Source organism: Rhodococcus sp. IEGM 1366, assembly GCF_033142425.1.
Classification (GTDB): Bacteria; Actinomycetota; Actinomycetes; order Mycobacteriales; family Mycobacteriaceae; genus Rhodococcus_F; species Rhodococcus_F globerula.
Genome location: NZ_JAWLRZ010000004.1, coordinates 354,239 through 375,120, shown reverse-complemented (window position 1 = coordinate 375,120; position 20,882 = coordinate 354,239). Strand labels below are relative to the sequence as shown.

The 20,882-nt window shown below is 63.3% G+C and carries 17 protein-coding genes; 6 read left to right on the top strand and 11 right to left on the bottom strand.

Annotated features, from left to right (window positions below):
- Positions 1 to 124 precede the first annotated feature (124 nt).
- From coaD to R4P64_RS14465, 5 genes are all read right to left on the bottom strand, one after another.
- Positions 125 to 619: a pantetheine-phosphate adenylyltransferase gene (gene coaD, locus R4P64_RS14485; RefSeq protein WP_033236566.1), complete on the bottom strand. Its 495-nt coding sequence runs from the start codon at positions 617 to 619 to the stop codon at positions 125 to 127.
- Positions 616 to 1,182, bottom strand: coding sequence for a 16S rRNA (guanine(966)-N(2))-methyltransferase RsmD (gene rsmD, locus R4P64_RS14480; protein WP_033236567.1), 567 nt, complete (start codon positions 1,180 to 1,182; stop codon positions 616 to 618). The genes coaD and rsmD overlap by 4 nt, the downstream gene beginning before the upstream one ends.
- The gene (locus tag R4P64_RS14475; protein WP_045067179.1) at positions 1,179 to 4,583 is read right to left on the bottom strand and encodes a pyruvate carboxylase; all 3,405 of its coding nucleotides are present in this window, start codon (positions 4,581 to 4,583) and stop codon (positions 1,179 to 1,181) included. The genes rsmD and R4P64_RS14475 overlap by 4 nt, the downstream gene beginning before the upstream one ends.
- Before the next feature lie 120 nt (positions 4,584 to 4,703).
- The gene (gene recG / locus R4P64_RS14470; protein WP_033236569.1) at positions 4,704 to 6,965 is read right to left on the bottom strand and encodes an ATP-dependent DNA helicase RecG; all 2,262 of its coding nucleotides are present in this window, start codon (positions 6,963 to 6,965) and stop codon (positions 4,704 to 4,706) included.
- Positions 6,966 to 7,071: 106 nt separating this feature from the next.
- Complete coding sequence (locus tag R4P64_RS14465; protein ID WP_317821353.1) at positions 7,072 to 8,757, bottom strand: DAK2 domain-containing protein; 1,686 nt, start codon at positions 8,755 to 8,757, stop codon at positions 7,072 to 7,074.
- 357 nt (positions 8,758 to 9,114) lie between these two features.
- On the opposite strand from R4P64_RS14465, the gene rpmB reads away from it, so the two are divergent.
- Complete coding sequence (gene rpmB, locus R4P64_RS14460) at positions 9,115 to 9,306, top strand: 50S ribosomal protein L28 (protein WP_003942669.1); 192 nt, start codon at positions 9,115 to 9,117, stop codon at positions 9,304 to 9,306.
- Positions 9,307 to 9,447: 141 nt separating this feature from the next.
- Positions 9,448 to 10,242 (top strand): enoyl-CoA hydratase-related protein, encoded by a 795-nt coding sequence (locus tag R4P64_RS14455; protein WP_033236609.1) that lies wholly within the window; start codon positions 9,448 to 9,450, stop codon positions 10,240 to 10,242.
- 25 nt (positions 10,243 to 10,267) lie between these two features.
- On the opposite strand, the gene R4P64_RS14450 is transcribed toward R4P64_RS14455, so the two are convergent.
- From R4P64_RS14450 to R4P64_RS14440, 3 genes are read right to left on the bottom strand one after another with little or no spacing between them, the layout of a single operon-like run.
- Positions 10,268 to 10,963, bottom strand: coding sequence for a uracil-DNA glycosylase (locus R4P64_RS14450; protein WP_411742676.1), 696 nt, complete (start codon positions 10,961 to 10,963; stop codon positions 10,268 to 10,270).
- Positions 10,960 to 11,481, bottom strand: coding sequence for a gamma carbonic anhydrase family protein (locus R4P64_RS14445; RefSeq protein ID WP_287163067.1), 522 nt, complete (start codon positions 11,479 to 11,481; stop codon positions 10,960 to 10,962). Before R4P64_RS14445 ends, R4P64_RS14450 begins: the two co-directional genes overlap by 4 nt.
- A gap of 9 nt (positions 11,482 to 11,490) precedes the next feature.
- Positions 11,491 to 12,417, bottom strand: coding sequence for a thiamine-phosphate kinase (locus R4P64_RS14440; RefSeq protein ID WP_411742671.1), 927 nt, complete (start codon positions 12,415 to 12,417; stop codon positions 11,491 to 11,493).
- A gap of 212 nt (positions 12,418 to 12,629) precedes the next feature.
- Between R4P64_RS14440 and R4P64_RS14435 the strand changes: the two genes are divergently transcribed.
- Entirely contained in the window at positions 12,630 to 13,226 is a 597-nt protein-coding gene (locus R4P64_RS14435; RefSeq protein WP_317821350.1) for a DUF3515 domain-containing protein, read from the top strand.
- A gap of 54 nt (positions 13,227 to 13,280) precedes the next feature.
- On the opposite strand, the gene R4P64_RS14430 is transcribed toward R4P64_RS14435, so the two are convergent.
- The 3 genes from R4P64_RS14430 to R4P64_RS14420 are packed head-to-tail and all read right to left on the bottom strand — an operon-like array spanning position 13,281 to position 16,589.
- Positions 13,281 to 14,387, bottom strand: coding sequence for a D-alanine--D-alanine ligase family protein (locus R4P64_RS14430; RefSeq protein ID WP_317821349.1), 1,107 nt, complete (start codon positions 14,385 to 14,387; stop codon positions 13,281 to 13,283).
- Positions 14,388 to 14,442: 55 nt separating this feature from the next.
- On the bottom strand, positions 14,443 to 15,594 hold the full coding sequence (locus tag R4P64_RS14425; protein ID WP_219111533.1) for a cystathionine gamma-lyase: 1,152 nt from the start codon (positions 15,592 to 15,594) through the stop codon (positions 14,443 to 14,445).
- The gene (locus tag R4P64_RS14420; RefSeq protein ID WP_219111532.1) at positions 15,591 to 16,589 is read right to left on the bottom strand and encodes an NAD(P)H-dependent glycerol-3-phosphate dehydrogenase; all 999 of its coding nucleotides are present in this window, start codon (positions 16,587 to 16,589) and stop codon (positions 15,591 to 15,593) included. Before R4P64_RS14420 ends, R4P64_RS14425 begins: the two co-directional genes overlap by 4 nt.
- Before the next feature lie 170 nt (positions 16,590 to 16,759).
- Between R4P64_RS14420 and cofC the strand changes: the two genes are divergently transcribed.
- The 3 genes from cofC to R4P64_RS14405 all read left to right on the top strand — a co-directional run bounded on the left by cofC (position 16,760) and on the right by R4P64_RS14405 (position 20,723).
- Entirely contained in the window at positions 16,760 to 17,464 is a 705-nt protein-coding gene (cofC, locus tag R4P64_RS14415; protein WP_317540631.1) for a 2-phospho-L-lactate guanylyltransferase, read from the top strand.
- A 215-nt stretch (positions 17,465 to 17,679) separates the two neighbouring features.
- Positions 17,680 to 19,788 carry an RNA degradosome polyphosphate kinase gene (locus R4P64_RS14410; protein WP_230590374.1) on the top strand — a complete coding sequence of 703 codons (2,109 nt, stop codon included), beginning with the start codon at positions 17,680 to 17,682 and terminating at the stop codon, positions 19,786 to 19,788.
- 11 nt (positions 19,789 to 19,799) lie between these two features.
- Positions 19,800 to 20,723 (top strand): bifunctional NUDIX hydrolase/histidine phosphatase family protein, encoded by a 924-nt coding sequence (locus tag R4P64_RS14405; protein ID WP_317821348.1) that lies wholly within the window; start codon positions 19,800 to 19,802, stop codon positions 20,721 to 20,723.
- Positions 20,724 to 20,882 lie beyond the last annotated feature (159 nt).

Here is a 20,882-nt window from a genome sequence, read left to right as displayed (position 1 = left end):
ATCTTCACCGGCCAACTATCGGCCCACATCGTCACCGATCCACCTGGATCTGCGCCCGTTCCTTGTCGACAAGTTTGCCGGAAGATCGGCCCACCAGGTGCGTCTGGGGGCGGTGTGTCGGGTATCAGCTGTTTTCGGCTGCCCGTTCAGCGATGCGGTCGAGCAATCGGGCATGCACTTTTGCGGGCAACATGTCAGCGACATCACCACCGAAGGTGGCAACTTCCTTGACCAGTGAGCTGGACAGGTAGCTGTAGGTGGGGTTGGTTGCGACGAACAACGTGTCGACACCGCTGAGCTTCTTGTTCATCTGCGCCATCTGCAGTTCGTAGTCGAAGTCGTTGGCGCCGCGCAGACCCTTGACGATCGCGGTGATGCCCTCTTGCTTCGCGTAGTCGACCAGAAGCCCGTGCCATGACGTCACTCGAACGTTGGGCAGGTGGCTCGTCGCGTCTTCGAGCATCTCGATACGCTCGTCGACGGTGAACATTCCGCGCTTGTTCTTGTTGATCATCACGGTGACCACGACCTCGTCGAATTGCGCAGCAACTCTTCCGATTACGTCGAGGTGACCATTGGTCACAGGGTCGAAGGATCCGGGGCAAACGGCGCCAGTCATGAGTCCAGACCGTAGCAGGTTGCGAGTTCGATCCTGGCCTCGCCGTACTTCTTCGCCTTGACGGGTTCGAACCCGTGCGGCCAGACGGTCTCCGGTGATCGGGACGACCGCTCGAGAACGACGATCGTGCCCTCCCCCACCCACTTGTTTGTCTGAAGGTGTTGGAGGATGGACACCACCGCGTCGTCGGTCACCGCGTACGGCGGGTCTGCGATGACGATGTCGTATTCACGAGCACTCGGACCGGAGACGACGGCAGCGACCGGCGCTGCCCGTAGGACCGCGCCAGGCAGCCCGACAACACCGATGTTGTCCTTGATCACTGCTGCTGCCTTTGCGTCGGACTCGACGAGCATCACGTGCTCCGCACCGCGGGAGAGTGCTTCGAGGCCAAGGGCTCCGGAACCGGCAAACAGGTCGAGGACAGCACAGCCGTCGAGGTCGATACGCGCTTCGAGCGCACTGAAAAGCGCCTCGCGGACCCGGTCCGAGGTGGGCCGGGTTCCGCTCGGCGGGACTCGCAGGCGGCGACCGCCTGCGAGTCCCGAGATAATGCGTGTCACTCTGCGGCGCTCTCCCCGGTGGAGACGACAACGAGGAGGTCGCCGCCTTCGACTTGCTGGACTGCGCTGATCGCGATGCGGGAGACGATGCCGCCGCGCGGTGAGGTGATCGCCGCTTCCATCTTCATTGCTTCGATGGTGGCGACGGTGTCACCGGCCTCGATCTTCTGGCCTTCCTTCACCGCGAGCGTCACGACGCCCGCGAACGGTGCGGCCACGTGACCTGGGTTGTTCTTGTCGGCCTTCTCCGCCACGGGCACATCGCTGGCGATGGACCGGTCCCGGATGGAGACCGGACGCAGCTGGCCGTTGAGAATGCACATCACGGTGCGGTAGCCGCGCTCGTCGGGTTCGGAGATCGCTTCGAGTCCGATGATCAACTGCACACCCGGTGTGAGTTCGACGCGATGTTCTTCGCCGCGGCGCAGGCCGTAGAAGAACTGGTTCGCCGAGAGCCGCGAGGTGTCTCCGTACTTGTCGCGGTGCTCGAGGAATTCCTTGGTCGGGCCGGGGAACAGCAGACGGTTCAGCGCGCCCTGACGGTCCTTCGACGAGCCTTCGAGCAGCGCCTCGTCTGCAGCGGAGAGCGGCGTCTCCGGCTTCGCGGGGCCGCGGCCCTCGAGTGCCTTGCTGCGGAACGGTTCCGGCCAGCCGCCGGGCGGGGTGCCCAGTTCACCGCGCAGGAAGCCGACAACCGAGTCGGGGATGTCGAACTTGGCCGGGTCGGCGGCAAATTCCTCCGACGGAACACCGGCACCGACGAGGTGCAGGGCGAGGTCGCCGACAACCTTCGACGACGGTGTCACCTTCACCAGATGCCCGAGCATGCGGTCGGCGTCGGCGTACTTGGCTTCGACTTCTTCGAAGCGGTCACCGAGGCCCAGTGCCACAGCCTGAGTGCGCAGGTTCGAGAGTTGGCCGCCGGGGATCTCGTGCGTGTAGACGCGCCCGGTCGGAGACGGAAGCCCGGACTCGAACGGCGCGTACACCTTTCGCAGTGCCTCCCAGTACGGCTCGAGGTCGCACACGTTCTGCAGATTCAGTCCGGTGTCGAACTCCGAGTGCGCAGCAGCAGCCACGATGGCCGACAGCGCGGGCTGGCTGGTGGTGCCGGCCAGAGCCGCCGAAGCACCGTCGACGGCGTCGGCGCCCGCCTGCCAGGCGGCGAAGTACGTTGCCAACTGTCCACCGGGGGTGTCGTGCGTGTGAACGTGCACCGGCAGATCGAAGTTGGAGCGCAACGCGGTCACGAGCTTGGTCGCGGCCGGGGCGCGGAGCAGTCCGGCCATGTCCTTGATCGCCAGGACGTGTGCGCCGGCATTGACGATTTCCTCGGCCAGCTTCAGGTAGTAGTCGAGGGTGTAGAGCGTTTCGTTCGGATCCGACAGGTCGCCGGTGTAGCTCAGCGCAACCTCGGCGAGGGCCGTACCGGTCTCGCGGACCGCGTCGATGGCCGGCCGCATCTGGTCGACATTGTTGAGCGCGTCGAAGATTCGGAAAATGTCGATACCGGTGTCGGTGGCTTCCTGCACGAAGGCGCGGGTGACTTTTTCCGGATACGGCGTGTAGCCCACCGTGTTTCGGCCACGCAGCAGCATCTGCAGGTTGATGTTCGGGATCGCCTCGCGCAGTGCGGCGAGCCGGTACCACGGGTCCTCGTGCAGGAAGCGAAGTCCCACATCGTATGTCGCGCCGCCCCACGCTTCGATGGAGAGCAGCTCCGGCGTCAACCGGGCAACGTGACCGGCGACGTCGAGCAGACCGCTGGTGCGGACGCGGGTCGCCAACAGCGACTGGTGTGCGTCACGGAACGTGGTGTCGGTGACCGCAACAGCCTTCTGCTCACGCAGCGCCTTCGCGAATCCTTCCGGACCGAGTTCGAGCAACCGCTGGCGGCTACCGGCCGGCGGCGGAGTCGAGAGATCGATCTTGGGCAGCTTGTCCTGCGGGTACACCGCGGAAGGACGTTCGCCGTGCGGCTTGTTGACCGTGACGTCGGCGAGGTACGTGAGGATCTTGGTACCGCGGTCCGCCGAGGAGCGCTGCGTCAACAGATGGGGACGTTCCTCGATGAACGAGGTCGTGACCCGCCCGGCCTTGAAGTCCGGATCGTCGAGAACTGCTTGCAGGAACGGGATGTTCGTCGAGACGCCGCGGATACGGAACTCCGTGACCGCGCGACGCGCACGCGCCACGGCAGCCTCGAGGTCGCGTCCACGGCAGGTGAGCTTGACCAGCATCGAGTCGAAGTACGCGCCGACCTCGGCACCGAGAGTTGCGCCGCCGTCGAGGCGGATACCGGCACCACCCGGCGTGCGGTAGGCGGTGATCCGGCCCGTGTCGGGGCGGAACCCGTTGGCGGGGTCCTCGGTGGTGATGCGGCACTGCAGCGCCGCGCCGCGCAGCTTGATCGAGTCCTGCGTCAGACCCAAGTCGTCGAGGGTGGAACCGGACGCGATCAGGAGCTGCGACTGAACGAGGTCGACATCGGTGACCTCTTCGGTGACCGTGTGCTCCACCTGGATTCGCGGATTCATCTCGATGAAGACGTGATTGCCACGGGTGTCGAGAAGGAACTCCACCGTGCCGGCGCACGTGTAACCGATCTGCTTCGCGAAAGCCACGGCATCGGCGCAGATCTTGGCCCGCAACTCCTCCGACAGATTCGGGGCCGGGGCGAGTTCGATCACCTTCTGGTGGCGACGCTGCAACGAGCAGTCGCGCTCGAACAGGTGAATAACATTGCCGTGCTCGTCGGCGAGGATCTGGACTTCGATGTGGCGGGGATCGATGACAGCCTGCTCGAGGAACACCGTCGGATCACCGAAGGCGGATTCCGCTTCACGCGCCGCGGCTTCGATGGATTCCTTGAGCAGTGATCGCTCGGCTACGCGGCGCATACCGCGGCCACCACCACCGGCGACGGCTTTCACGAAGATCGGGAACGTCATGTCCTCGGCTGCCGCGAGCAACTCGTCGATATCCGACGACGGCTCCGACGACGCCAGCACCGGCAGACCCGCAGCCTTCGCTGCGGCAATCGCCCGCGCCTTGTTACCGGTCAGCTCGAGGATCTCCGCGGACGGGCCGACGAACTTGATGCCCGCCTCCGCACACGCAGCCGACAGATCCGGATTCTCGGACAGGAACCCGTAACCGGGATAGATCGCGTCAGCGCCGGCATTTTGGGCCGCGGCCACGATCTCCTCCACCGACAGGTACGCCCGAACCGGGTGCCCCTTCTCCCCGATCTGATAACTCTCGTCAGACTTCAGGCGGTGGATCGAGTTCCGATCCTCGTACGGGAACACCGCGACAGTTCCAGCACCTAGTTCGTAGGCGGCGCGGAAGGCGCGGATCGCAATTTCGCCGCGGTTGGCGACGAGCACTTTGGAGAACATGGGGAAAAACTACCGCGAATTCCGTGTGTGCAGGCACGCGGCGTCCCACATCGTAGACTGAATCGAGAAACAAACCCGATGGTCCTGCCGCTATTCGTATTCAGTTTGCCGTCATACTTCTCACGATTTCTCGAGGTATTCGATCCGATCGGAGTCCAGGGCGGCGCTCACCATCGACGCAAGTGCGGGGTGCTGGGCGAGCGTCGGGTCGCGTTCGACAACTCCGGTCGCGAAGTCTCGCGCGGATTCGAGAATGTCGCCGTGCGCGATGAGCGAGAGCAGCCGCAGATTGGACGTGGTGCCGGATTGGGCCGCTCCGAGGATGTCTCCCTCACGTCGTGTCGCGAGATCGAGTTGTGCCAGTTCGAAACCGTCATTGGTGGCGGCAACGGCAGAGAGCCGCTCGTACGCCGGTCCACCTGGGTTGCTGCCCGTCACCAGAATGCACAGCCCTTGGTGCTTTCCTCTGCCGACACGGCCACGCAGCTGATGGAGCTGACTGACGCCGAACCGCTCCGCGTCGACGATCACCATGACCGTCGCGTTCGGCACGTCCACACCGACCTCCACGACGGTGGTGCAGACGAGCACATCGATGTCGCCGACGTTGAACGCGCTCATGACCACGTCTTTCTCATCTGACGGCAGGCGACCGTGCAGGAGGCCGACGCGCAGCTCGGAAAGCGGACCGCTCGACAACTCCTCGAAGACGTCGACTGCCGACTTCGTTTCGGGTTGCTTCTCCTCGGTGAACTGGTCCTCGCCAGCAGCAGGCTCGCCGTCACCGATCCGGGAGCACACGACGTAGGCCTGACGCCCGTCTGCGACGTCCTCGCGAATTCGTGCCCACGCCCGATCCACCCAGGCGGGCTTCTGCTTTGCCGGCACAACGCTGCTCTTGATCGGGCTACGCCCACGAGGCAATTCGCGCAGGGTGGACACTTCCAGATCGCCGAGCACCGTCATGGCAATGGTGCGCGGAATGGGAGTAGCAGTCATGACCAGCAGGTGGGGGCTCAGGCCGTCGCGAGCACGCGAGCGGAGGTGATCTCGTTGCTCCACCCCGAACCTGTGCTGCTCGTCGACCACAACCATGCCGAGGTTGAAGAACTCGACACTGTCCTGGATGAGCGCGTGGGTACCGATGACAATTCCCGCATCACCGGTCACCGCGTCGAGAAGCGCGGCACGTTTTGCGGCAACCGGAAGTGAACCGGTGAGCAAGGCGATACGAGTGGAGTGCTCGGCCGAGCCCAGCTCTCCCCCGGTTGCGAGCGGCCCCATCATCGCGCGCAGGGAGCGGGCATGCTGATTGGCCAGCACCTCGGTAGGCGCGAGCAGTGCACATTGATATCCCGCGTCAACCGCTTGCAGCATCGCCCGAAGCGCCACGATGGTCTTACCCGAGCCCACCTCACCTTGAAGGAGCCGGCTCATGGGGTGAGTCTGAGAGAGATCGGCCGCGATTTCCGCGGCGACGGCTTGCTGCCCTTCCGTCAGTGTGAACGGCAACATCTCCTCGAACTGCTCGGCGATACCGCCTGCGACAGGCACGCACGCCGGTGCCACCCGCTCGGAATTGTCGTGACGTCGCATCGCCAGAACCAACTGCAGAGACAGCGCCTCGTCGAACCGCAATCGCTCGCGGGAACGTTCGATGTCGTCCTTGGTATCGGGCAGGTGCACCGTCCTCAGTGCCTCGTCCAGCCCGACAAAATGATGTTCGGCGAGAGTCTCGGCCGGAAGTGGTTCGGGAACCGGATCAAGCTGGTCGAGAACTTGTCGGACGCACCGCATGATCGTCCAGCTCTCCACCTCGCGCGTCGCCGGATACAGCGGGATGAACTCACGCTCGAAAATCGAGTAGTCGAGTTCGGCGCCCGGCCCCGAACTGGCACGGGCCAGCCCCGCGAGATCGCCGGCCCCTTTGACGGCTTTCAAGGGAACCACCGAATCTTCTTCCCCGGCACGGGGTTCCGGAAGGATCAGATAACTGGGGTGCGTCAAACTCCACTTGTTCCGGAAGTACTTGACTGTGCCCGAGAACATCGCCCGTACGCCGGGCTTGATGGCGTGCTTCACCTTGTACGGGTTGAAGAAGGTGACGTCGACGGTCTGTGTGTCCGTCGTGAGCGAGACCTTGAGCATCTGCCCCGTCCGGGACTTCATATTCACCACGCTCGCGGACGCCACCCGCGCAATGATCGTGATGTGCTCGCCCTCCGGGGGCTCTTTGTCGGCAAGTTCCTTACCGGCCGACGCGTACCGGTGAGGATAGTGGCGCAGGAGATCCTCGACCGTGCGTATCTCGAAGGCCTCGGCCAACGCGTCCGCGGTCTTCTTTCCCAGAAGCCGATCCAAGTTGTCGGCGAGCGTTGCCATGTCAGTTTCCTCGCAGATCGAAAAGCAGCAGATCGAAAAGCACAGCTATTCGTATATCAGTAGCCGCCGACACAAAAGCTCCCGACACGATCACCCCGGAGACCGATCACTCCACGCCCAGCTGAAACAGATCCCCCGGCTGACCGCCCTGATAGATCAGCACGTCGACGCCTGGGTAGGTGCTGATGACATGTGCTTCCATCCGCTCGGCCAAGCCGTCGGCGGCGTCGGCGCCCATGAGAAGTGTGACCAATTCGCCACCAGATCCCAGCGCAAGATCGATCAACCGCGCTGCCGACGCCTCGACGTCCGGTCCGATGACCACCACCTCGTGGCCCATCAATCCGATGGCGTCGCCCGGGTCGCAGGTTCCGACAAACGTCAGCGACCTTTCCACCGCGATCCGCAGAGACCCCCACCGAGTTGCCGCGGCCGACTCGGACATGGTGAACCCGTCGTCGGCGACGTTGCGACTTCCGTCGTGGACCGCGAGTGCTGCCAACCCCTGAACCATCGAGGATGTCGAGAGCAGCAGCACCTGATGCAGGGGGTCTCGGGCCGCGGCACTGACCGCAACCAATTCCTGAGCGCTCAGCGCGCCGTTCGGCAGCACCAGCACCTCGGTGCGATCCATGGTGCGGATATGGCCGAGCAACTGTGCGCGGGTCACCGGCGCTTCGTCGCACCGCAGTACCGAGGCACCTTCACTCTCGAACAGTGCCGCGGCGCCGTCCCCGGCCACAACGGCGAGTACACCACGCGCGTCGTGGCCCTGAAACTGCATCTCCTGACGGGCGACCAACTGATCACGTTGGTCGACGAGGAAACTGCTGATCCGAATCCCGTGCACGCGGCCGGCTTCGAGGCCGGCCTCGACTGCGGCGCCCGCATCACAGCAATGCACGTGAACCGACCAGCCACCGAATCCGTCACTGACGATCACTATCGAGTCTCCGAGCACCGCCAACCGGGTGCGGAGCGCCGCCATCAGATCCTCATCCGACTCGTCGACGAGGTACATCACCTCGAAGTCCTGCGCCGAATCGTCGCCACATTCGAGCGGACCCGATTTCCGGTCCCAGTCATGGTCGCGTCTGCTGACCTCTGCAATGAGACCGCGGCTTCGTCCGGCACCCAGTTCCACCCGATCCGGTGAGTGCCCGGACACCGACTCGACCAGAGCGTCCAAAATCACCAGCAAGCCCAGTCCGCCCGCATCCACGACGCCTGCCGAGGCCAGCACGTCGAGTTGCTGCGGTGTCTTGACCAGGGCCCTCGCGGCCGCATCTGCCGCGGCGAGCGCAACAGACTGGAGGTCCACGCCGACGCACTGCGCCGCCGCTTCACCGGACGCTCGGAGAACGGTCACGATGGTGCCCTCGACCAAGTCCGTCACCGCGCGCGACGCAAGCTCGGTACCCGTCTGCAGCGCTTCCGCAAGATCGAGTCCGTTGATCCGCTCACCGCGCACCGTCTCAGCAATCCCACGAATCACCTGGGACAGGATGACGCCGGAATTGCCGCGGGCTCCTGCCACGGCGCCCCGCGCCAGCGCATTGGCGGTGCGGGTAGCGCTGGTGACGTCGCCGCCGAGCGCTTCGGCCGAATCGAGCGCGGCACGCATCGTGAACAGCAGATTTGTGCCGGTGTCGGAATCAGGGATGGGAAAGACGTTGAGGCTGTTGATCTCTCCACGCCGCTCCTCGAGGCAATCGACCGAGCGTCGCGCCCACCGGCGCAGCAGGAGACCGTCGGCCGTCCCGTCCGTTCTCTGGTGGTGCGCGTCCCCCACTGGCAATTCCCCTCTGCGGAAACGTCCCCTCCTCGGGGACGGAAACGAATGCTGTCGAGGGTAGTCGGGCACACTCCGTAATCACCGGTTTGCAGGCCGGTTTGGTCAATCCACCGGTCAACAGTTACTGTTACACGGTTGCCTCGAACGGGCTACACCAAATATTGCTGCAAACAGTGCACTCCGGTGCATCGTCTACAACAGTGTTCTGTGTTGTCACGCTCGACTGCACCGTAAGCGGTCGGAGACCGATTCGGTATCGCAAGATCCACAGCGTATATTCGAATTGTCATTCTGGCCGTCCTACTGTGTAGGGTGACCACTTCAATATTCATTTCTAACAAGGAGTTCGCGACTATGGCTGCCGTCTGCGACGTATGCGCCAAGGGGCCCGGCTTCGGTAAGTCGGTCTCGCACTCGCACCGGCGTACCAATCGTCGCTGGAACCCGAACATTCAGTCTGTTCGTACCGAGGTTGCCCCGGGTAACACCCGTAAGGTCAACGTGTGCACCTCCTGCCTGAAGGCAGGCAAGGTCGCTCGGGGCTGATTGCCCGAGCACAACAATTGCAAGCTCTGCCCCCGACACTTCGGTGTCGGGGGCAGAGCTGTTTTTGTCGTGCCTTTTGTTGTGCCTGTGCCGGGGTCCCTCCTGTGACGACCCGGACACCTGACCCGTAATGTGCGTGAGGTGACTTCCATCGATGACCTCAGCAAAGTAACGCTCGAAGAAGGCGTACTCCGCATCACCATTTCCACCGCCGCCAACGGCACCTCCCTCGACGACGAAGGGATGATCCAGGGTGCAGTGGCCCTGGAATCGTTCGGAAACGACATCGGCAGCATTCTCCTGGTCGGTGAAGGCCCCAACTTCTGTGCGGGCGGTAACGTCCGGGCCTTCGCGTCAGCGCCGGATCGCGGCGAGTACGTCGAAGGAGTTGCCCAGAACCTCCACACCTTCGTGCGTGCTCTGGATGCGGCATCGGTTCCCGTGGTCGCGGGAATTCACGGTTGGGCAGCGGGCGCCGGCATGAGCCTGGTCTGCCTTGCCGACATCGCCATCGGCGGCACCAGCACCAAACTTCGCCCTGCATACCCTTCCATCGGATTCACGCCGGACGGCGGGATGTCCTGGTCACTCCCCCGTATCGTCGGCGCCGGACGGGCTCGCGAAATCCTCCTGAGCGATTCCATTATCGGCGGCGACGAAGCCGTTCGTCTCGGCATCCTCACCCGCCTCGTCGGTGACGACGAGGTTCAGGAAGAGGCAGCCCGGCTCGCCCGCACGCTTGCACACGGACCGAGTTCGTCGTACGCCGGCATCAAGGCACTGTTGCGCTCGTCACGAACCAACACGCTCTCCGAACAACTCGACGCCGAAGCAGCGTCCATCAAGACTGCCGCCAACAGTCCCATCGGCCGGGAGGGCGTCGACGCGTTTGTCGAGAAGCGTCGCCCCGATTTTGTAGCTGCCAAGCAGGCTTGATTCGGCTCGCGTGACCGAATCGCTCTCACCAGAGTGGTTCGGTCACGCTCACGGTTGATCCCAGATCCCAGTCGACCGGCGTGGCCCCCATGTCCGTCAGAAGTTGGTTTGCCCGGCTGAACGGACGTGAACCGAAGAACCCACGCGACGCCGAAAGTGGTGACGGGTGCGCAGATTCGATGATGGGGGTATCCCCTAGTAGCGGGGTCAGCGTCGCGGCGTCGCGACCCCACAGAATGGCAACCATCGGGGCAGATCGAGCCACCAGAGCGCGAATTGCCTGTTCGGTCACAGGTTCCCAACCCTTTTTCCGATGTGACGCCGCTGCCCCTGGCGCTACGGTCAGTACCCGATTGAGCAGCAACACACCTTGATTCGACCACGGTGTCAGGTCACCGTCATCGGGAATCGGCAAACCGAGATCTTGGTGATATTCCTTGTAGATGTTGACCAGACTGCGGGGAACGGGTCGAACATCAGGGGCAACCGAAAAGCTCAGACCCACCGCATGACCGGGGGTCGGATACGGATCCTGTCCGACGATAAGCACTTTGACGTCCTCGAACGGATTCGTGAATGCGCGCAGCACATTCTCGCGCGCAGGCAGAAACTCGCGGCCTGCTGCGATCTCGTTGTCGAGAAACTGCTGCATCAGAGCGATCTGCTCCGAAACCGGTTCCAGCGCTGTGGCCCAGCCGGATTCGATGTGAGTGTCAATCAGTCGAGCCTGCGTAGGGCGCCGCGATAATGTGCAGCGTTGGCAGAGTAGTTCGCGACATTCGCTTCGAGATGACCGAGCGGAACTTCGTAGCCTTCGCGAATCTTGGCGGGCACCCCCAAAGCCATGCTGCGCGGTGGCACTACGAATCCGCGCGCGATCACGGCGCCGGCTCCGACTATCGACCCAGCCCTGATCACCGAACCGTTGAGCACGATCGACCCGGATGCGATCAAGCACCCTTCTTCGATCGTGGAACCCTCTATATGCGCGTTATGACCCACAACACATCCCGCACCGATAATCGTGGGTTCGGTAACCGTGCAATGAATCACGGTGCCGTCCTGAATGTTCGATCCAACACCCACCGAGATGGTCCCGTAGTCACCACGCAGTACGGCCTGCGGCCAGATCGACGTTCCCGCAGCGAGGCTCACATTGCCGATCACCACCGCGTCCGGGTGTACGTACGCGTCCGGATGTATATCCGGAACCTTGTCTCCTAGTGCATAAACAGCCATGAGGAGAACCTATACCGCGGTGGTGCCCGTGGCCGAAAAGCTGTGCCAGCCGCCGCCGGATTCACGCAGTTCTCCGTCCACAACAACTCCGGCGCCGGCAACGATCTCCCCGATTGCGGTCCACCCCGACGGCAACTCTTCACCGGCTGCAAAGGTCGCGGCAAATCCGTGATCTTCACCACCGGAGAGAATCCATTCCAGCGGATCGAGTTTCAGAGCGGCTGCGACTTTCGGTACGTCGGCTGACGTCGGCACGGCACCCGAATCGATGCGGACCTGGACTCCTGACGCAGACGCGAGGTGGCGAAGATCAGCGACAACCCCGTCCGAGATGTCGGTCATGGAGTGAGCAGCATCGGCCGCTGCCCATGCGGACTCGTACGGCGGGACCGGTACACGATGGAGCGCGAGAAGATCCGGGAACGATCGATCGCCGGCGAGCAGCAGCGCCAAACCTGCTGCCGAACAACCGAACAATCCGGCGACGGCAACACGGTCACCCACCTGGGCGCCGGCCCGCGTGACTGCCCGCCGTCCACCCAAATCTCCGAGTACCGTCACCGAGACAACAATGTCCTGCGACTGCACCAGATCCCCGCCGACAATGCCCGCACCCAGATCCGTTGCGGCATCCCAGATTCCGGCGGAGATTTCGTCCATGACGTCGATCGGAGTCGACGGTGGGCAGCCCAATGACACGGTGAAGGCGCTTGGCCGCGCACCCATCGACACGATGTCGGCAGCATTCTGTGCCACCGCTTTACGTCCCACGTCGCGCGGTGGCGACCAGTCCAGCCGAAAATGCCTTCCCTCGACCAGCATGTCCGAGGAAATGACAACCCGTCCGTCGGGTGCGGTGACGATCGCCGCGTCGTCACCGGGACCCAACTCCGTCGTCAGCGGTTGAATTCGACCGACAAGGGAGCGGGCAATCACGTCGAACTCCCCCACCTGCGCAACCGTGCGGGGCGATGAAGATGCCTGTTCGTTCGAGGTCGATCCTGATGACGAGATGAGCACTCCCTTTTTTCTCAGCGCAGATCGGACCGAAAGCGTCCTGCGGTACCGTCAAAGCAGTGGCAATTCTACCGATGCGCACGCGAGCTCCCCAGCAACAACCGAACCCGGAACCGAACGAAGAACTGAGCATGTCTGAGAACACGTCCCCCGAGACGAACGACCAGGGCGATAACGACCTCGACGAGGTCGAGCGTCGTAGCCCGGCATTGATTGCCACCGCCATCGCACTGCCAGTGGCCCTGATCGTCGGGTTGGTGATCGCCGCCGTGGTCGCCGGAAAGAACCCGACGGTCGAACCGGTGGCACTCGGCCCGGTTCCGGCACCCAACGCGGAGTCCGAGACGTGCGTTTCGCTGCTTGATGCTCTCCCCGAGGACATCGGCGACTTCACCAAGGCCGAACTTGTCGAACCCGCACCCGCCGGTGCCGCTGCGTGGCAGCGCAGCGAGAGCGAACCGATCGTCCTGCGCTGCGGACTCGACCGCCCCGCCGAATTCGATCAGGCCGCGGCACTTCAGGTAGTCAACGGCGTCCAGTGGTTCCAGATCTCGGGTACCGACATCGGCCTGGCGGCCAGCACCTGGTTTGCCGTCGACCGCGGCGAGTACATCGGGATCACCGTTCCCGACGGCACCGGCCCCACTCCGATTCAGGAAATCTCGGACACTATCTCTGCGACAATCCCGCAGCAGCCACTCGACCCGGCGCCGATCCCGGTTCCCTGATGTGACACGAGGGGCCGGTAATCCCGGCCCCTGTCCGTCAGCGCAACACGTCCGTCAGCGCAATCCGGTCCCGCGGGCGAGCGCAGTGTCGACCAACGTCGAAAGCAAAGTGCCGTAATCGATTCCGGTTGCTTTCCACATCTTCGGATACATCGAGATGGACGTGAATCCTGGCATCGTGTTGATCTCGTTGATCACCGGCCCGTCCTCGGTGACAAAGAAGTCCACGCGTGAGAGCCCCTGGCAATCGAGTGCGGTGAACGCGCGCACGGCCAACTCGCGAATCTGATCGCTGACAGCCGCGTCCACTTGCGCGGGGACGTCGAATTCGCAGACGTCGTCGAGATACTTGGTGTCGAAGTCGTAGAACGCGTCCGAGTCACCGTCGTCGGCGGGCATCCGGATCTCTGCGACCACACTCGCCTTGACGTCACCACTGGGGAATTCGAGCACACCGCATTCGACTTCCCGCCCGATGATCGCGCCCTCGATGATCACCTTCGGATCGTGCAGGCGAGCATGAGCGATCGCGCCCTCGAGGCCGTCCCACCCGGTGACTCGCGTGATGCCGATCGACGATCCACCGCGAGCCGGCTTCACGAAAACCGGTAGACCCAACTGCTCCTTCTGCTCGTCGGTCAGTGTCGCCGTTCCCGGGCGCAGGACCACCTGCGTACCGACCGGCAACCCCTCGGCGGCAAGCAGTTTCTTGGTGAATTCCTTGTCCATACCGGCGGCGCTAGCCAGCACACCGGGACCGACGTAGGGAATTCCGGCCATTTCCAGGAGACCCTGGATGGTGCCGTCCTCGCCGTAAGCACCGTGCAGGACGGGAAATACGACGTCGACAGTTGCCAGGACAGAACCCACGTCGGTTCCGTCGAGCGCCAGCAGCGCACCGGAACGCGTCGGATCAGCAGTCAGTGTCAGCGCCGTCCCGTCCTTGTCGACTGTGGGCAACTCGCGACCGTTGATGGCCAGCGATTCCGGATCGGTGGAACCGAGAACCCAGGCCCCGTCGGCGGTGATGCCGATCGGCACGACGTCGTAGCGTTCCGGATCGAGGTGCGCGAGGACGCTCCCGGCGGATACGCACGACACGGAATGTTCATTGCTCCGGCCACCGAAGATCACGGCTACCCGGGTGCGGCTGTTATTCACGCGTCAAACCGTACCGTCGAATCGACTTCGGCACGCGCTCGGGCCAGTGGATAATTTACCGACCGGACGTCAGTCCACCGAGGGCGCGCTGTATATCCGTCAACAAATCTTCGGTGTCCTCGATGCCGCACGAGATCCGGACAAACCCTTCGCTGACCTGATCTCCCCACCGAGCTCGCCGATCAGCTGTGGTGTGGATGCCACCGAAACTGGTCGCAGAAGTGACAAGTTCACTTGCCGAGACAAAGGAATGGAAAGCCGCCGCGGATTCCAATTCGATGCTCACCAGACCGCCGAACCTGTGCATCTGCTCCGACGCAACGACGTACGACGGATCGGTGTGCAGCCCCGGGTAACGGACGGACATGACAGCCGGATGGCCGGACAACATGTCGGCGAGCGCCTGAGCATTGTCACAGTGTCGGCCGAATCGCAGGCCGGCCGTTCCGAGACTGCGATGCGCCAGCCATGTTTCGAATGGACCGAGCACCGTCCCGGACAGCAGACGCTCGCGCTCGACCTTTGCGGCTATGTCCGCGTCGGACGTGGCGATGTAACCCATCAACAGATCGCTGTGCCCGCTCAGCGCTTTTGTTCCGCTGGCCACCACGACGTCCGCTCCCAGTTCCAGGGGACGTTGACCGAGCGGAGTCGGGGTCGTGTTGTCCACCACAAGGATTGCTCCGACGCGGTGGCACACCACGGCCAACGCCCGAAGATCGACAACGTCGAGCATCGGATTGGACGGTGTCTCGGCGACAACGACAACGCGGCCCGGCAACCCAGACAACAACTCCGCGAAACTCGCATCACCCATGCCCGTCGTCGACACCTCGCGAACGCCGATGCCCAGTAGAGCCAGGGCTTCCTCCGCGTAACGACGCACCTGGTAATAGCCGTCCGACGGAACGACGACGGTATCGCCGGCCTGAAGTAGGCTGCGCAACGTCACCGTGACGGCCGACATTCCTGACCCCGTGACAACGACGTGATCTGCGCCTTCAAGGATGCCGAGCGCCGCCTCGAGGCCACGCCACCCCGGATTCGATGCCCGGGCGTACGTGTCGCTCTCGCTCCCCTCGTCCTCCGAAAGCTGGTACGGCGCAGCAAATACCGGACCCAACTGCATGGGCTGACCAGGGCTGTGCGCACTCCCGACGCTGCTCACGCACCGGGTGGAATCGCCGTAGCCGTCTGCTGACGTCATTCCGGCTTGGTCCGCCGGCCGAGCAGTTGACCGATCGCCTCGCTGACCGCTATCCCCTCGTGGCAGACGCGGTGGACGGCATCGGTCAACGGCATTTCGACGTCGTATCCGGCAGCGAGTGCGCGCACGGACGTGCACGATTTCACGCCCTCGGCTACCTGACCGTTGGTGGCCTGCTGCGCCGATTCCATGGAGCCGCCGCGGCCGAGGTGCTCACCGAACGTCCGGTTTCGTGACAGCTCCGACGTGCACGTTGCAACGAGATCGCCGACGCCGGCCAACCCCGAAAACGTGGATGCCTGGCCACCGAGCGCGACGCCCAGCCGGATCGTCTCGGCCAACCCACGCGTGATGATGCTGGCAACAGTGTTGTCCCCGAAACCGCTGCCTGCCGCCATGCCGCATGCCAACGCGATCACGTTCTTGCACGCGCCACCGATTTCACAGCCGATCACGTCGGAATTAGTGTACGGCCTGAAATATCCTGTGGCACAAGCATCTTGAAGCGCCAAGGCACGGGAAGAATCGGTGCAGGCGATGACCGTCGCCGCCGGTTGACGGCTCGCGATCTCACGCGCGAGATTGGGTCCGGACAGCACGGCGACACGGCCGGGTTCGACGCCGGTAACCGACACGATCACCTGGCTCATCCGCATCAAGGTGCCGGTTTCGATGCCCTTGGCCAGACTCAACAGGGTGGCATTCGGACCTATCGAATCCTTCCACTGCTCGAGGTTCCCCCGCAGCGACTGCGACGGGACCGCCAGAACGACGAAGTCTGCTCCCTCCATCGCTTCCTCGTGACGATCCGTCGCACGAAGCGACTCGGGCAGCGCGATACCGGGTAGGTAGTCCCTGTTCTCGTGCGTCGCGTTGATCCTGTCGGCGACTTCCTTCCGGCGAGCCCACATCGTCACCTCGGTGCCGGCCTCGGCCATGACCTTCGCCAGCGCCGTTCCCCATGAGCCTGCACCCAATACTGCTGCCTTACTCACACAGTCACCTCGTCTACCCCTCGTGACGTTCGCCAAGACGCCGGTTGTGTTGCGACCCGGCAATGAAATCGCCTGCACAGACTATCGCCCGGACCGAACTCGAGTCGCCAGACGCCCCGGCGAGGCAGGCAGAGACAGACATGTCGGCGACCGACTGGCAAGATCGAAGGATGACCAGTGCGAGGCCGAGCGCAACCAGATCGGAACGTCCGCGCCCGATGCATGCCATTGTCGCGGTGAAGGACCTCCGATCCGCGAAGTCCAGGCTGGCCGGCGAACTCGACGTCGACGCCCGTGCCGATCTTGTTCTCGCGATGCTTCACGACACTCTCACCACGGTTACGGGTGTACCTGCCATCGACGGCGTCACCGTCGTGACTCCGGATCCGACAGTCGCCGCACTCGCGTACGCCGCGGGAGTAAACGTGTACGCCGATCCAGATTCGAGTAGGTCCACCGAGAATTCACTCAACTCTGCCCTCGACGCAGCGGCCACGCACATCCGCACCGAACATGGCACTGTGGATCTTGTTGTCATCCAAGCGGATCTTCCGTCGCTCCAACCAGACGAACTGCTCGAAGCCCTCGACGCCGCCCGCGCCGGTGGCCGTTCCATCGTCGTCGATCACCACGGAACCGGGACCGCGGCCCTGTTCTCGTGTGATCCCGATCTGCCGCTCGATCCACGATTCGGCCCCGAATCCGCGCGTGGCCACACGGATTCCGGCGCCAGGCGTCTCACCGGAGAGTGGCCGGGCCTTCGCACCGACGTCGACACCGCAACAGATCTCGACACCGCCCGCGCACTCGGCGTCGGACCGGCAACACTCGCGTCGTTGACACGCTTCCATCGCGCCACGTCCAAAACGCATTGACCTTTTTCGATCATCAATTGTCGAAGCGCGCAATTGTGGGGGATGATCGACAGGTGAGCAACGGCGAAGCACTCGAGCACCGCAAGTCCGCAAACAACGTAGAGACCACACCGCCAGAACTTGGCGACACCAACACCGCAAAAACCGGTGACGGGCAGCAGCCTTCGACACCGCAGCCTTCGGCGCGACCACCGGTCAGTGGATCGCCGACGCACATACCGAGTGCGCCGCCGGCAGCCACGAAGGCAATTCCCGCAGTCCTTCTCGGTGGCTTACCCGAAGACCGCTACCTCAACCGTGAACTCAGTTGGCTCGACTTCAACGCCCGCGTTCTCGCGTTGGCAGCCGACGAGTCACTCCCCCTCCTCGAACGCGCAAAGTTCCTCGCTATCTTCGCGTCCAACCTCGACGAGTTCTTCATGGTTCGTGTTGCCGGTCTCAAGCGCCGCGACGAAACCGGTCTGTCCGTCCGCTCTGCCGACGGACTCTCGCCGCGCGAACAGTTGGCTCTCATCGCGCAGCGGACACAGGAACTTGCCGACAAGCACGCACACGTCTTTCTCGATTCCGTTCGCCCTGCCCTAGCGGCAGAAGGAATCTCGATCGTTCGCTGGTCCGACCTCAGCGACGACGATCACGAACGCCTCTCGGTGCATTTCACCGAACAGGTGTTCCCCGTTCTGACTCCACTCGCCGTCGACCACGCTCACCCCTTCCCGTACATCAGCGGGCTGAGTCTCAACCTCGCAGTGACGGTGAAGGATTCCCTGACCGGCGGCGAGCACTTCGCCCGAGTGAAGGTTCCCGACAACGTCGGCCGCTTCGTTCGCGTCAAGAGCACCACCTCGTCGATCGACTCCTTCATCCCGTTGGAAGAGCTGATCTCGGCGCACCTCGATGTTCTGTTCCCCGGAATGGAAATCGTGGAGCACCACGCCTTCCGAATCACACGCAACGCCGACTTCGAGGTCGAGGAGGATCGCGACGAGGACCTCCTGCAGGCGCTGGAGCGCGAACTTGCCCGTCGCCGTTTCGGATCACCGGTCCGTCTCGAAGTTGCCGACGACATGACCGAACACATGCTCGACTTGTTGCTTCGTGAACTCGACGTCGACCCCGCCGACGTCATCGAGGTTTCCGGTCTGCTCGACTTGTCCTGCCTCTGGCAGGTTTACGCCGTCGACCGCCCGGCCCTCAAGGACGCACCTTTCGTTCCGGCGACGCACCCGGCGTTCGGTGAACGCGAAACACCCAAGAGTGTGTTCTCCACTCTGCGCGACGGCGACGTACTCGTCCATCATCCGTACGACTCGTTCTCCACCAGTGTTCAGCGATTCATCGAACAGGCGGCCGCCGACCCGCAGGTTCTCGCGATCAAGCAAACCCTCTACCGAACGTCCGGTGATTCACCGATCGTCAACGCGCTCATCGACGCCGCTGAAGCCGGCAAGCAAGTTGTCGCTCTCGTCGAGATCAAGGCTCGCTTCGACGAGCAGGCCAACATCAAGTGGGCTCGCAAACTCGAACAGGCCGGCGTGCACGTCGTCTACGGCCTGGTCGGACTCAAGACTCATTGCAAGACATGCCTCGTGGTTCGGCGTGAAGGCTCGACCATCCGGAGGTACTGCCACATCGGTACCGGCAACTACAACCCCAAGACTGCGAGGTTGTACGAGGACGTCGGATTGTTCACAGCCGCACCGGAGGTCGGCGCCGACCTCACGGACCTCTTCAATTCGCTGACCGGCTACTCCCGCAAGACCAACTACCGCAACCTTCTGGTCGCGCCGTACGGTGTGCGCCGCGGAATCGTCGAACGTATCGAAGCCGAGATCGAGCACAAGCTGGCCGGGCGTGACGCTGCCATCCGCATGAAGGCGAATGCACTTGTCGACGAACAGGTTATCGACGCGCTGTACCGGGCATCCAAGGCCGGCGTGCCCGTGGAGATCGTGGTTCGCGGAATCTGCGCGCTCAAGCCCGGAGTACCGGGACTGAGCGACAACATCGAAGTACGTTCCATTCTCGGACGATTCCTCGAGCACTCACGCATGTTCCATTTCCGGGCCGCCGACGAATTCTGGATCGGCAGCGCAGACATGATGCACCGCAACCTCGATCGCCGAGTGGAGGTGATGGTTCAGGTTACGGATCCCAAGTTGGCGAAGCAGTTGGGCGACATCTTCGATTCCGCGCTCGACCCACGCACCCGTTGCTGGGTACTCCATCCCGACGGAAGTTGGGTCGCCTCCCCCGAACACGGCGAAGATGTACGCGAGCATCAACATGCGTTGATGCGCAGTCGCACATCCAGCGGATCCTGACGGTCGCTGCCATGGCTGACAAACCTGTCAAAGCGAATATCTTTGCCGCCGGCGCAGTGTTATGGCGAAAGGCTCCCGATAATCCGGAGGCCGTCGAAATCGCCGTTGTTCATCGCCCTAAATACGACGACTGGTCTTTTCCCAAAGGCAAACTCGACCCGGGTGAAACATTCCTGACGGCCGCTGTTCGTGAAGTGCAGGAAGAAACGTCGATCACCGGCCGCTTCGGACGTCACCTCGGTGGTGTCACCTATCCGGTTCCTGGCCACCGCAAACTCAAGCGCGTCGAGTATTGGGCCGCAGAAGCCGTCGACGGAGATTTTGGTCCGAACAGCGAAGTGGACGTTCTGCACTGGCTTCCGATCGACGAAGTCCCTGACCATCTCTCGTATCCGATGGATCGGATGATCCTGCGCCGCTTTGTCTCCGCACCACCCGATACCCGAACCGTGCTGCTGGTCCGTCACGCAAAAGCGGGAAGTCGCAAGCGGTACAAGGGCGACGACACACTTCGCCCCCTCGAAGCCAAAGGCAAGGAACAGGCCGCGGCCTTGGCGTCGCAGTTACGCATTTTCGGCGCGGACACCGTCTATTCCGCCGACCGAACTCGCTGCATCGAAACTGTGATGCCGCTCGCCGAGGCTCTCGGAGTGGAGATCGGGATCGAACCACTTCTGAGCGAAGAAGGATACGCGGAAGATCCAGAAGCTGCCCGTGCGCGGGTACTCGAGATTGCCTCTGCAGGCGGCACACCGGTCATCTGCAGCCAAGGAGGCGTCATTCCGGATCTGATGGCCTGGTGGAGCGAATCAGCGGGTGTAACACTGCCCTCAGCGCGCAACCGCAAGGGCAGCACCTGGGCTCTCTCGCTCGTGGGCGACCGACTGATCGCGGCTGATCATCTCGACAGCCCGCTCCCGAAAGTCGCCAATTAGAAAAGAGTACTGAAAACAACGCAAGAGGCGGGGGGGGGGGGGGGGGGGCGCGGGGCGGCCCGCGCCGGGGGGGGGGGTTTGTTTGTGTTTTTTTTTGGGTGGGTGTGGGGGGCGAGGGGGTGGGGGGGTGGGGTGTGGTGGGGGTGGGTGGTGGGGGGA

Excerpts from the sequence above, each read along its gene's own strand:
- coaD (WP_033236566.1), bottom strand. The coding sequence starts at position 619 with ATGACTGGCGCCGTTTGCCCCGGATCCTTCGACCCTGTGACCAATGGT.
- R4P64_RS14475 (WP_045067179.1), bottom strand. The coding sequence starts at position 4,583 with ATGTTCTCCAAAGTGCTCGTCGCCAACCGCGGCGAAATTGCGATCCGC.
- recG (WP_033236569.1), bottom strand. The coding sequence starts at position 6,965 with ATGGCAACGCTCGCCGACAACTTGGATCGGCTTCTGGGAAAGAAGACC.
- rpmB (WP_003942669.1), top strand. The coding sequence starts at position 9,115 with ATGGCTGCCGTCTGCGACGTATGCGCCAAGGGGCCCGGCTTCGGTAAG.
- R4P64_RS14445 (WP_287163067.1), bottom strand. The coding sequence starts at position 11,481 with ATGGCTGTTTATGCACTAGGAGACAAGGTTCCGGATATACATCCGGAC.
- R4P64_RS14435 (WP_317821350.1), top strand. The coding sequence starts at position 12,630 with ATGTCTGAGAACACGTCCCCCGAGACGAACGACCAGGGCGATAACGAC.
- R4P64_RS14425 (WP_219111533.1), bottom strand. The coding sequence starts at position 15,594 with ATGACGTCAGCAGACGGCTACGGCGATTCCACCCGGTGCGTGAGCAGC.
- cofC (WP_317540631.1), top strand. The coding sequence starts at position 16,760 with ATGACCAGTGCGAGGCCGAGCGCAACCAGATCGGAACGTCCGCGCCCG.
- R4P64_RS14405 (WP_317821348.1), top strand. The coding sequence starts at position 19,800 with ATGGCTGACAAACCTGTCAAAGCGAATATCTTTGCCGCCGGCGCAGTG.